The sequence below is a fragment of the Nostocoides australiense Ben110 genome (assembly GCF_001050535.1).
In the GTDB taxonomy this organism is placed as follows: Bacteria; Actinomycetota; Actinomycetes; order Actinomycetales; family Dermatophilaceae; genus Nostocoides_A; species Nostocoides_A australiense.
Window position 1 is genome coordinate 1,420,728 of sequence record NZ_HG764815.1, and the last position, 12,418, is coordinate 1,433,145.

Annotated in this window: 6 protein-coding genes and 1 pseudogene; 5 read left to right on the top strand and 2 right to left on the bottom strand. The window is 69.4% G+C overall.

Translation table 11 applies throughout. The features are described from left to right. Window positions 1-1,498 (bottom strand): annotated as a pseudogene (locus BN11_RS06845) (protein ndvB); the annotation flags it as partial. On the opposite strand from BN11_RS06845, the gene BN11_RS23515 reads away from it, so the two are divergent. The 4 genes from BN11_RS23515 to BN11_RS06865 all read left to right on the top strand — a co-directional run bounded on the left by BN11_RS23515 (window position 1,470) and on the right by BN11_RS06865 (window position 10,585). After that, entirely contained in the window at window positions 1,470-2,903 is a 1,434-nt protein-coding gene (locus BN11_RS23515; protein ID WP_162213178.1) for a hypothetical protein, read from the top strand. The pseudogene BN11_RS06845 and the gene BN11_RS23515 overlap by 29 nt on opposite strands. A 92-nt stretch (window positions 2,904-2,995) precedes the next feature. Continuing rightward, window positions 2,996-6,571 (top strand): DNA polymerase III subunit alpha, encoded by a 3,576-nt coding sequence (gene dnaE / locus BN11_RS06855; protein WP_048696112.1) that lies wholly within the window; start codon window positions 2,996-2,998, stop codon window positions 6,569-6,571. Between the two features lie 28 nt (window positions 6,572-6,599). Beyond that, window positions 6,600-8,747 carry a S9 family peptidase gene (locus BN11_RS06860; protein ID WP_048696114.1) on the top strand — a complete coding sequence of 716 codons (2,148 nt, stop codon included), beginning with the start codon at window positions 6,600-6,602 and terminating at the stop codon, window positions 8,745-8,747. A gap of 116 nt (window positions 8,748-8,863) precedes the next feature. Further along, on the top strand, window positions 8,864-10,585 hold the full coding sequence (locus tag BN11_RS06865) for a bifunctional metallophosphatase/5'-nucleotidase (protein ID WP_048696118.1): 1,722 nt from the start codon (window positions 8,864-8,866) through the stop codon (window positions 10,583-10,585). A gap of 72 nt (window positions 10,586-10,657) precedes the next feature. On the opposite strand, the gene BN11_RS06870 is transcribed toward BN11_RS06865, so the two are convergent. Continuing rightward, entirely contained in the window at window positions 10,658-11,692 is a 1,035-nt protein-coding gene (locus BN11_RS06870) for a zinc-dependent alcohol dehydrogenase family protein (protein WP_201329237.1), read from the bottom strand. A gap of 111 nt (window positions 11,693-11,803) precedes the next feature. On the opposite strand from BN11_RS06870, the gene BN11_RS06875 reads away from it, so the two are divergent. Next, window positions 11,804-12,418: 4'-phosphopantetheinyl transferase family protein (locus tag BN11_RS06875; protein WP_048696120.1), on the top strand; the 615-nt coding region annotated here is incomplete at its 3' end.

The following is a 12,418-nucleotide window of genomic DNA, read 5'->3' on the forward strand; positions in this document are numbered from 1 at the left end:
CGGCGGCGGCCGCCGTCGTCCATTCGAGCAGGTGGCGGTGGGTGACGAGGAGCCGGGTCAGGGTGCGGGCGATGGCGTCGATCGACAGCCAGGCCTGATGGCCGAGCAGGACGAGGTTCATCCCGCCGAGCAGGACGCCTTCGCCGGCCTCGCCTAGGGCGCCCGAAAGCTGGCTGCGGGCCGTGACTCCCTTGCGCCGCAACAGGAACCGCGGCAGCGTCAGGACGACATGCGGGGAGATGTGCAGGGCCATCAGGAGGGCCAGCCACACGGCGGCGACAGCCGCCGGGAAGAGGAGCAGCGCGAGCACCAGCATCGCGACCTGGGCGATCGGCACGAGCGAGCGGCGCAGGTTGTCGGCCATCTTCCACCGGCCGAGGGCGTCGACGCCGCGCCGGCCGAAGATCCAGCCGAGCAGCTGCCAGTCGCCGCGGGTCCAGCGGTGGATCCGTGAGGCCATCACGGCATACGCCGTGGGGTGCTCCTCCACCACCTCGATGTCCGTCACCAGGCCCGAGCGCGCATAGCTGCCTTCGAGCAGGTCATGGCTCAGGACGCGGTTCTCGGGGATGCGGTGGGTGATCAGGCGATCGACGATGTCGATGTCGTAGATCCCCTTGCCGGTGAACGAGCCCTGCCCGAAGAGGTCCTGGTAGGCGTCGGAGACGGCGAAGGCGTACCGGTCGGCGCCGCGGCGGGTGGAGTAGATGCGCTGCAGCAGCGAACTGTCCTCGGCCATCGGCAGGGCCGGGGTGATGCGGGGCTGCAGTATGCCGTAGCCGCGGGAGACGAACCGGCCCGAGGGATGCAGGTGGGCCTGGTTGAGCGGGTGGGCGAGTTTGCCGATGAGCCGGCGGGCCGCCTCCCGCGGCAGCCGGGTGTCGCTGTCGAGGCTGATGACATAGCGGAACGGGCCAGGCAGCCGGCCCTCGGCGACCGTCAGGCCGCTGTCCCGACCGCGCAGCAGCGCATTGAGTTCGTCGAGTTTGCCGCGTTTGCGTTCCCAGCCCATCCAGACGCCTTCGGCCGGGTTGAAGCGGCGCGGGCGGTGGAAGAGCAGGAAACGGTCGCCGTGTTCGGCGTTCAGGGCGCCGATGCGCCGGCGCGCCCGATCCAGCAGCTCCTGGTCGCCCTCGACCATAGGTTCGGGGGCATCCAGCCAGTCGACGACGAGCCCGTAGTAGAGCTCCCCGTCCGGGTTGGCGAGGTGGTGGACCTCCAGCTGCCCGGCCAACTCGTCGACCTCCGCGGCCGAGGACAGCATGGCCGGGATGACGACGAGGGTCCGCAACTCCTCCGGCACCCCGTCGCGCAGCGCGAGGCTGGGCAGGGGCCGGGCGGAGACCAGCCGGGAGGTCCAGTAGTTGACGACGGTGACGGCGAAGTCGCTCACCGCGAGGGCGGTGACCGCTGCCAGGAGCGCGGTCAGCGGCCAGGACGGCCAGGTGCGGCCGGGCAGGACGAATGTGGTGACCAGCGCGGCGAAGGCGAGCAGCACGGCGGGGGGGGGGGCCCCCCCCCCCCGCCGTGAGATAGCCCGGCAGGCCCAGGCGGCGTACCAGGTCCACCAGACGGCGGCGCAGGGTCGGGCGGTAGTCGATCGCCTTCTGGAACTCGGCGCGGCCCCGGTCGAAGAGCCAGAAGCCGACGTCACGGCCCGGGCCGGGGGGTGCGAAGCGGGCGCGCTGCAGCGCGGCCCGGGCGACGTCGATCTCCTCCTGGCCGGAGCGGCGGGCCAGATCCTCGATGGCCGAACGGTTGAGGTTGCGGGTCGGGAAGTCGAGGGCGAGGTAGCCCTCGTGGGTGCGCAGTTCCTCCTCGATGAGGCTGACCGATTCGAGCCAGTCCTCCCAGTTCATGTCGGTGATCAGCCGCAGGCTGGTGAAGATATTGCGCACGGTGACGACCGCGGCCGACTGGCTGTGCGCCTCGGCGACCATCAGCGCCTCGCCCTGGCCGGTGTCGACCCGCGACTGCAGCCACTCGCGGACCTCGGTGTTCTCGAGGCCTCGGAGGCGTTGCAGCAGGCGGGCGGTGAAGGCCCGGCTCGCGAGCCGCTGCGGGGGGAGGAGGTCCGGGGTGAGCCCGTTGGCCGAGTCGAGTCCGAGCAGCCGGTCGGCGGCCGTGTCCGCGGCCGCGCGGTCGCGCCCGGCGGTGACGACGAGGTCGGCGACCCGGCGCAGGTTCTCCACCAGCAGCAGGCGCAAGGTGATGGCGACCGCCCACAACTCGCCGAGGGTCAGGGCCTTGCGGGTTTCGTAGGCGCGCACATAGCGCGAGAGCAGATCGGGTTCGATGAGGCTGTCGGTGTGGGCGACGAAACCCCACATCAGGGCGAAGATGCGCGGGTGGCCAGAGAGGAAACCGGGCCCGAGTTTGGGCAGTTCCCCGAAGTAGTCGGGGGAGAGGTCGAGACGGATCTGGCGCACGTGGGTCTCGACGGCGTGGAAGTTGTCGAGGAGCCATTCGGCCGCAGGCGTGATCTCCCGTCCCTGTTGGACGTCGTCGGCGATGGCTTCGTAGGACTTGGTCAGCGCGGCCATGTCCGCCCGGAGCCGGGTCAGGAGGGGCACGACCCGCTCGGCGTGCTTGGCGATCGTATGGCTGTCGGCCAGGGAGCGGGCGTGGTCCTCGAACCGCTCGGCCGAGAAGATCTCGGCGCGAATGGGTTGGGGGTCGCCCCACGGCGCGCCGGACCGGCCGCCCAGCCACGTGGACCCGGCCCGCGCCATGCCACCTCTCCCGTCGACTCGCATCGGCGAAGGCAACGGCCCGGTGGGAGAGACGGACCGGACGCGCCGGTTCCGGTGGCCCGAGAGTCTCGGGGCACCCGGCGCGCCAGCCTTCCGATCCAGGCTAGTGCCGGCCGGGCGCCACCAGCTTCCCCTGCGGGTGTGAACTAGCACACCCAGGCCGGTCCCGGGAGGGATGGGAGGGCGACACGGGCTCGGCCACGCCGAGGGCTGTCGGAGGGGCGACTTAGACTGCAGATCCGATGTCGACGCCAGCCTCCGCCTCAGCTTCCCGGGACAACTTCGTCCACCTGCACGTGCACACCGAGTACTCCATGCTCGACGGTGCGGCGCGCATCGACGAGCTGCTCAAGACGGCGGCCGACCAGGGGATGCCGGCGATCGCGACGACCGACCACGGCTACATCTACGGCGCCTACGAGTTCTGGTCCAAGGCGCGCAAATACGACATCAAGCCGATCATCGGGGTCGAGGCCTACATCACGCCCGGCACCCCGCGCGGGGTCAAGGAGCGGGTGAAGTGGGGCGACGGCGGCCGCGACGACGTCGGCGGCAATGGCGCCTACACGCACATGACGCTGCTGTCGCGCACGACCGAGGGCATGCACAACCTGTTCCGCATGAGCTCGCTGGCCTCGCTCGAGGGGCAGTACTACAAGCCGCGCATGGACCGCGAGCTCCTCGCGCAATACTCGACCGGCCTGATCGGCACGACGGGCTGCGTCGGCGGTGAGATCCAGACCAAGCTGCGCTTCGGCCTCTACGAGGAGGCCAAGCAAGCGGCCGGCGAGCTGCGCGACATCTTCGGCACGGAGCACTTCTACGCCGAGGTGATGGACCACGGCATACCCATCGAACGCCAGACGCAGGCCGAACTGCTGCGGCTGGCCAAGGAGATGGGCTTGCCGCTGCTGGCGACCAACGATCTGCACTACACCAAGGCCGATGACGCCAAGGCGCACGCGGCCTTGTTGTGCGTGCAGTCGGCGTCGACGCTGATGGATCCGGGCCGGTTCAAGTTCGACGCCGACAATTTCTATCTGCGCAGCGCCGCCGAGATGCGCCAGCTGTTCCGCGAGCTGCCCGAGGCGTGCGACAACACCCTCAAGATCGCCGAGATGTGCGAGGTCTCCTTCGTCGAGAAGGAAGGCCAGTACATGCCGCGATTCCCTTGTCCCCCAGGGGAGGACGAGACCTCGTGGTTCATCAAGGAGGTCGAGACCGGGTTGCAGGCCCGCTATCCGGGGGGAGTGCCGGAGGCCTCCCGCAAACAGGCGCAATACGAGATCGACATCATCGTCGGCAAGGGTTATCCCGGCTATTTCCTCGTCGTCGCCGACTTCATCAACTGGGCCAAGGACAACGGCATCCGGGTCGGCCCGGGCCGCGGTTCGGGCGCCGGGTCGATGTGCGCCTATGCGATGCGGATCACCGACCTCGACCCGCTCAAGCACGGCCTGATCTTCGAGCGCTTCCTCAACCCGGAGCGGCCGTCGATGCCCGACTTCGACGTCGACTTCGACGAGCGCCGCCGGGGCGAGGTCATCAAATATGTCACCGAGAAGTACGGCGATGACCGGGTCGCCCAGATCGTCACCTACGGCACGATCAAGGCCAAGCAGGCGGTCAAGGACGCCGCCCGGGTGCTCGGGCACCCGTTCGCGATGGGCGACCGGCTGACCAAGGCCATGCCCGCCGACGTCATGGGCAAGGGCGTGCCACTGAAGGAGATCTTCAACGCCGAGCACCCCCGCTACGGCGACGGCGCGGATTTCCGCAGCATCCACGAGGCCGAGGAGCCGGTGCGCGAGATCGTCGACACCGCAATCGGTCTGGAGGGCCTGAAGCGGCAGGCCGGCGTGCACGCGGCCGGCGTGATCATGTCGAGCGAGCCGCTGACCGACCTGATCCCGATCATGAAACGGGAGCAGGACGGGCAGATCATCACCCAGTTCGACTATCCCAGCTGTGAGCAACTCGGGCTGGTCAAGATGGACTTCCTGGGCCTGCGCAACCTGACGATCCTCGACGACGCGATCGACAACATCCGCGACAACCGCGGCGAGGAGATCGACCTCGACCGGCTCTCGGAGACCCTCGACGACCCGGCGACCTATCAGCTGCTGGCGCGCGGCGACACGCTCGGCGTCTTCCAGCTCGACGGCGGCGGCATGCGCACGCTGCTGAAACTGATGCAGCCCGACAACTTCGAGGACATCTCCGCTGCGCTCGCGCTCTACCGGCCCGGCCCCATGGGCGTCGATGCCCACACCAACTTCGCGTTGCGCAAGAACGGCAAACAGAAGGAAGTCCCGCTCGATCCCCGCCTGGACGGGCAGCTCGAACCCAAGATGATCGAGGCCCTCCAGCCCATCCTCGGCACCACGTACGGACTTTGTGTCTATCAAGAGCAAGTCATGGAGCTGGCGCAGAAACTGGCCGGTTACACGCTGGGCAGCGCAGATCTGTTGCGTCGAGCAATGGGCAAGAAGAAGAAAGAGGTGCTCGACGCCGAGTTCGGCACCTTCTCGGCCGGTATGCGGTCGCAGGGGTTCTCGCAAGGCTCGGTCAAGGCGCTGTGGGATGTCCTGGTGCCCTTCTCGGACTACGCCTTCAACAAGGCCCACACGGCGGCATACGGCCTGGTGTCCTATTGGACCGGCTATCTCAAGGCGAACTATCCGGCCGAATACATGGCGGCGTTGCTGACGAGCGTCCGCGACGACAAGGACAAGTCGGCCCTCTATCTCAACGAGTCGCGCCGGATGGGGATCACCGTCCTGCCGCCGTCGGTCAACGAGTCGCGCGCCGCCTTCGCGGCGGTCGGCTCGGATATCCGCTTCGGTATGGAGGCGATCCGCAATGTCGGGCGCAATGTCGTCGACGCGATCGTCGCCGCCCGGGAGGAGAAGGGGAAGTTCACCTCCTTCAGCGACTTCCTCGAGAAGGTGCCGGCGTCGGTGTGCAACAAGCGCACCATCGAGTCGCTGATCAAGGGCGGCGCCTTCGACGACCTCGGGCACCCGCGGGGTGGGCTGCTGCGGATCCACGAGGACTATGTCGACGCCTTCGTCGAGGCCAAGCGGGCCGAGGCGATGGGGCAGGACTCGCTCTTCGGCGGCCTCGACGAGGAGTTCAGCGCCGACCTGTCCGGGCTGCCGCCCATCCCGCAGATCGCGTGGGACAAGCGGACCCAGCTCGGGCACGAGCGCGACATGCTCGGGCTGTATGTCAGTGACCACCCCCTCTTCGGCATCGAGCACGTCCTCATCCGGCACAGCGACACCGGCATCGCCGCTCTGCTGGAAGAGGATTCGGGCCACGAGGACGGCGCCCAGGTCGTCGTCGCCGGCCTGATCACGTCGATGGCGGTCAAGCGCAACAAGAAGGGCGACCCCTACGCCACCGTGACCGTCGAGGACCTCGGCGGCGCGGTCGAGATCATGTTCTTCACCAAGACCTATCTCGCCTGCCAGCATCTGCTCGCCATGGATGCCGTCTGCTCGGTCAAGGCGCGAGTGCGCCGGCGTGAGGACGGGGTGCAGTTGTCGGCGGTCGACTTCCAGTTGCCCGAGATCACCGACGGGCCGCGCGGCCCGGTCGTGATCTCGATGGAGACCACGCGCGCGACCACGCCGCAGATCGAACAACTGAAGTCGGTGCTCGCCTCCTACCCCGGCGCCACCGAGGTCCACCTCAAGCTCGTCCAGCCCGGCCGCTCGGTGCTCATCAAGCTCGACGACCGCTGGCGGGTCGACGCCAACGAGGCACTGATGGGCGACCTGAAGGTCCTCCTCGGTGCCCGCAGCGTGAGCTGACACAGGGAGCTGGACATAGGGTGATCGGGTGAGCGAGCACGACGACGCGACCACTCCGCATACCCCTGAACAGCCGCCGACGGCCCCCAGGCGGGCGTTCGAGCGGACCCATCACGGGCAGACGACCAGCGATCCCTACGCGTGGATGCGGGACCGGGAGGATCCCGAGCTGATCGCCTACCTAGAGGCCGAGAACTCCTACGCGGACGCGCGCACGGCACATCTGGAACCGTTGCGGGAGAAGCTTTTTCAGGAGATCAAGTCGCGTGTGCAGGAGACCGACCTGTCGGTGCCGATCGGCGACGGGCCGTGGTGGTACTACGGGCGGACCATCGAAGGCCAGCAGTATGCCGTGCACGCGCGCTGCCCCCGTCCCGGGCCGAGCGCGCCCCGGCCGGCACTCGAACCCGGCGAGATCCCCGACGGCGAGCAGGTCCTCCTCGACGGGAACGCCGCCGCGGCCGGACACGAGTTCTTCAGCCTCGGCGTGCTGAGCGTCAGCCCCGATCACGCGCGGCTGGCCGCGGGGATCGACCTCGAGGGCGACGAACGCTTCGACATCACCATCACCGATATCGCCACCGGCGAGATCCTCGACCAGGCGATCACCGGCGCCGGCTACGGCGGGGAGTTCGACAACTCCGGCCGCTACTTCTTCTATGTCGTCGTCGACGACGCGTGGCGGCCCTACCAGGTGTGGCGGCACGAGGTGGGCACCCCGCGCGAGCAGGACGTGAAGGTCTACCAGGAGGACGACGAGCGCTTCTGGCTCGGCCTCGGCGGGTCCCGCGACGACAGCCACCTCGTCATCGACCTGGCGACCAAGACGACGACCGAGTCCTGGATCCTCCCGGCCGACCAGCCGCTCGGCGACTGGCGGCTGGTGCGCGAACGCGTCGACGGCGTCGAATACGGCATCGAGATCGCCGGCGAGACGATCCTGATCGTCCACAACATCCGCAACCGCGAGGGTGACCTCGCGTGGACCGACCTGGCCGACCCAGGCGAGTGGCTGCCGATCGCGACGTCGGGGCCGGGGGAGCGGTTCCTCGGCGTGGACGCCTTCGACGACTTCGCGGTGCTCACGCTGCGGGCCGAGGGCCTGCCCACGCTACGCGTGCTGCCCCGGGACGCCGCCACGGAGTCCGGCTTCGGGGAGCCGCTGCCCTGGCCGGGCGCGGGCGAGTTGACCGCGGTCCACCTCGCCGAGAATCCCGAGCCGGCGACCACCGAACTCGTCATCACCGAGGAGAGCTTCATCCACCCCCGCGCCACCTACGCGGTTCAGCCGCTGAACGGCGGCCGCACGTTGCTGAAGCGCCAGCCCGTGCTGGGCGACTTCGACCCGGCCGACTACGAGGAGTCGCGCGAGTGGGTGCAGACGGTGGACGGCGCGCGCATCCCGGTCTCGATCGTGCGGCGCGCGGGTCTCGAGCCCGTCGGCCTCGCTCCGGGGCTGCTCGTCGGCTACGGCGCCTACGAGATCTCCAGCGACCCCTACTTCTCCGTGGCCCGGCTCAGTCTGCTCGACCGCGGGGTGGTGTATGCCGTCGCGCACGTCCGCGGTGGCGGCGAGTTGGGGCGGGGGTGGTACGAAGACGGCAAACTGGCGGCGAAGACCAACACCTTCACCGACTTCGTCGCGGTCGCCGACGACCTGCGCGGCCGGTGGGTGCACATCGATCGCCTTGCGTGCGAAGGCGGTTCGGCCGGTGGGCTGCTCATCGGCGCGGCCCTCAACCTCTCGCCGCAGAGCTTCCGCGCCGCCCACGCCGCGGTCCCCTTCGTCGACGCGCTCACCTCCATGCTCGACCCCGACCTGCCGTTGACGGCGGGGGAGTGGGAGGAGTGGGGTAACCCGCTGGCCGACCCCGCGGCATACGACACGATGGCCGCCTACGCGCCCTACGACAACGTGCGCGCCACGGCATACCCGGCGATCCTGGCCACCACGTCCCTGCACGACACCCGCGTCCTCGTGACCGAGCCGGCCAAGTGGATCGCCCGGCTGCGCGAGGTCGCGACCAACGATCCGGTCACCCGGCCGATCCTGCTGCATACGGAGATGTCGGCGGGCCACGGCGGGCGCAGCGGGCGGTATGACGCGTGGCGCGAGGTCGCGTGGGAGTGGGCCTGGCTGCTCGACCAGCTCGGCGCCGTCGAGACCGTCCACTGAAAGTCACCGAGTGTTTACGATTCACAGCCACCCGGGGGTGGTTCTCGTCCACGTCCGCGGGTAGGTTGCCTCCCGGCGGCTCGGGAGGTTCGGCCGCTCCTTAGGGAGGTTTTTTCATGCGCAAGTCCACAACGCTGCTCGCGACCGGTGCGGTCGCGGCGCTCGCCGCGACGATGGCCGGCACCACCGGCGCGACGGCGGCTGCGGGAGACGGTGCCCGGGCGATCCCGGTGCAGCTGCTCTCGTTCAACGACTACCACGGCCACCTCGAGGCCACCGACGGCCCGCTCGCCAGCGACCCGGCCGAGACCCCGGCCGGCGGCGGTGTCGAGTATCTCTCGGCCAAGCTCGACCAGCTGCGGGCCAAGGTCGGCGACGCCAACTCGCTGACCGTCGCCGCCGGTGACACCATCGGCGGCTCGACGTTCTTGTCGGGCATGTTCCACGACGAGCCGAGCGTCGAGTCCCTCAACACCCTCGGCCTGGACGTCACGAGCGTCGGCAACCACGAATTCGACGAAGGCACGGCCGAGTTGCTGCGGATGCAGCGCGGCGGCTGCCATCCGGTCGACGGGTGCTACTTTGACGACCAGCCCTTCGAGGGGGCGGACTACCCCTATCTCGCGGCGAATGTCGTCAAGAAGGCCACCAACAAGCTGTTGCTGCCGGGCACGACCATCCGACGCATCGGGGGAGTCCCGATCGGCTTCATCGGGCTGACCCTGAAGGAGACCCCGACCCTGGTCGACCCCGCTGGTGTGGCCTCCGTCCGCTTCAAGGACGAGGTTTCCTCGGTCAACCAGCAGGCCGGCTACCTCAACCGCCAGGGGGTCAAGGCCATTGTCGTGCTGATCCACCAGGGCGGCACGCAGGAGCCGCCGACGTCGGACTACGACGGCTGCACCGGCTTCAACGGTCCCATCGCCGAGATGGCACCCCGGTTCTCTTCGCTCGTCGACGTCGTGGTCTCCGGTCACACCCACCAGCCCTACGTCTGCACGCAGCGCGACCCGCAAGGGCGGCCGCGCCTGGTCACCAGCGCGGCCTCATACGGCCAGATGGTCACCGAAACCAACTTCACGATCGACTCCCGGTCGAGGGACATCAACCGCAACTCCTTCGTCTCCCACAACGTCCTCGTCGATCGGGCCACCACCCCGGACCCGGCGGAAACCGCGGTGATCGACAAGTGGAAGACCCTCGCCGGTCCGATCGCCGCCACTGTGGTCGGCACGGTCGCCCAGGACGTCACCGGCGACGCCAGCGGCAACCGGGGTATCGAGACCCCGATGGCCGACCTGATCGCCGACTCCATCCTGTGGGGCACCCAGAGCGGCAACAGCCAAATCGCGTTGATGAACGTCGGCGGCGTGCGCGCGTCCTTCCTGGTGAACCAGATCAGCAATGGGGAGGACCCGGGTAAGATCACCTACACCGAGGCCTACAACGTCGCGCCCTTCGGCAACCTGCTGGTGACGATGGACATGACGGGCCAGCAGATCAAGGACACCCTCGAGCAGCAGTACGACCCGACCCGTGGCCGCCAGTATCTCGCGCTCGGTGTCTCCGAGGGTTTCAGCTACACCTGGGACGACAGCCGGCCGCAGGGCAGCAAGGTCGTCGCGGGCTCAATGACCCTCAACGGGGCGCCGATGAGCATGACGGCGACCTACCGCGTCGGCACGCTGAACTTCCTCGCCAACGGCGGTGACAACTTCACCGGGTTCATGTCGGGCACCAACCTGCTCGGCGGCAAGGAAGACCTGCAGAACCTCGTCGACTACCTCGGCACGCACCCCGGCATCACCCCGCCGCCGGACCGCGTCTCCGGACTCTGAAATACCCCACGAAGTTCACCGAAGGCCCCGCCGGCTGCGTGCCGGCGGGGCCTTCGCCGGTGTCTCGGGCGGTCAGGGCGTCATGACGACCTTGTGGGCGCTGTCGTCGCTACGGACCGCATCCATCGCCGCGCCGTAGTCGTCCAGGCCGAACCGGTGGGTGATCAGGCCGTCGGTGCGGATGCGGCCGCTGCGCAGCGCTGCCAGGGCGGCGGGCACGGTGTCGATCTCGGCGAAGGACCCGCGGATCGTCAGCTCGCGGCGGAACACCTCATACGGCGAGATCGCGATCCGATCGTCCTCGTGCGCGACGCCGTAAAGCAGCACTGTGCCACCGGAGCGGGCGAGTTCGACGGTGCGCTCCTGGACTTGCGCGACGCCGGTCGCGTCGATGACGTAGTCGAAGCCGCCGTCCCCGCGTTTCGCCAGCTCGGCGATGTCGTCATCGAGGCGCCCGCGCACCATGAGGTATGCCGAGTCCAGGCCGAGTTCCTCGGCGCGCCGCAGTTGCGGCTCGGCGATCGAGGCGACGGTGACGTGGGCGGCGCCGGAGGAGGCGAGGAGTTGGGCCAGGAGCAGGCCGGTCGGGCCGGTCCCGAAGACGAGGGCGGTGGTGCCCGGCCTGGGTTGCAGGATCTCGATGCCGTGGACGGCGCAGGCGGCGGGTTCGGCGAAGACGGCGACGTCGGGATCGAGGCCCTCGGCCGAGAACACCTGCTCCTCGGGGACGATGAGGTAGTCGGCGAAACCGCCCGGCTTGAGCGTGCCCCATCCCCCGAAGCTCGGGCAGTAGAGGCGGTCGCCGGATCGGCAGGCCGGGCACTTGCCGCAGGTCGTGTTGGGGTTGACGGCGACCAGTTCACCCACCCGGAAGCTGTCCACCCCGTCACCCAGCGCCTCGACGGTCCCGACGTTCTCGTGGCCCGGGGTCAGCGGATAGCTCGTGATGAACCCGCCCTCGTGCAGGTGCAGGTCGGTGCCGCATACGCCGCCTTGGACCACTTTGAGCCGCACCTCGCCCGGCTCCGGGTCGCGCAGCGGCACCTCCTTGACCGTGAACTCGCGGGGTTGGTCATAGACCACGGCACGCATCGTCGAGGGTGTCATGGCACCAAGCATCCTCCATAGCCGGCATCCCGCGCCACGCCGCCCGTGCGGCACCCATGGCGCCGGGTGCTCGCGCTCGCCACGGCCGGGAATCGGTGCCAGGGTGGTGCCATGACCTCGGGCCTACGCTGGTTCGCCTGTGGGGAAGATGCGATCCCCGTCGGCGAGGAGTGGCTGGTGGCGCGCGAGCGAGAACGCTTGTCCCGCATGCGATTCACCAAGCGCCGCAACGAGTACCTCCTGCGCCGGTGCGCGGGCAAGCGGGCGGTCGCTGCCGCGCTCGGACTGGCCACCGACCCGGCCGGCCTGGCCCGGATCGGCATGCTCAACGCGCCCGGGGGTGCGCCCTATGTCGAGGTGGACGGCGGGCGCCCGGGGCTGGAGGTGTCCCTCACCGACCGGGCCGGCCAAGCGGTCGCGCTGGTGGGGCCGGAGGGGGCGCTCGCCAGCGGCACCATCGGCATCGACCTGGAGATCGTCGAGACGCGCTCGGAGGGCTTCGTCGCCGACTTCCTCACGGCGCCCGAGCAGGAGTATGTCGCGGCCGAGCGCGCCCGGGCCGGCAGCGACGGCTGGGACGCCGCCGCCAACCTCGTCTGGTCGGCGAAGGAGGCGGCCCTGAAGGTGCAACGCGTCGGCCTGCGCGCCGACACCCGCAGCGTCGTCGTCATCGTCGTGCCGGTGGCCCGCGACGACGGCTGGGGGGAGTTGGCGATCGCCGCCGCC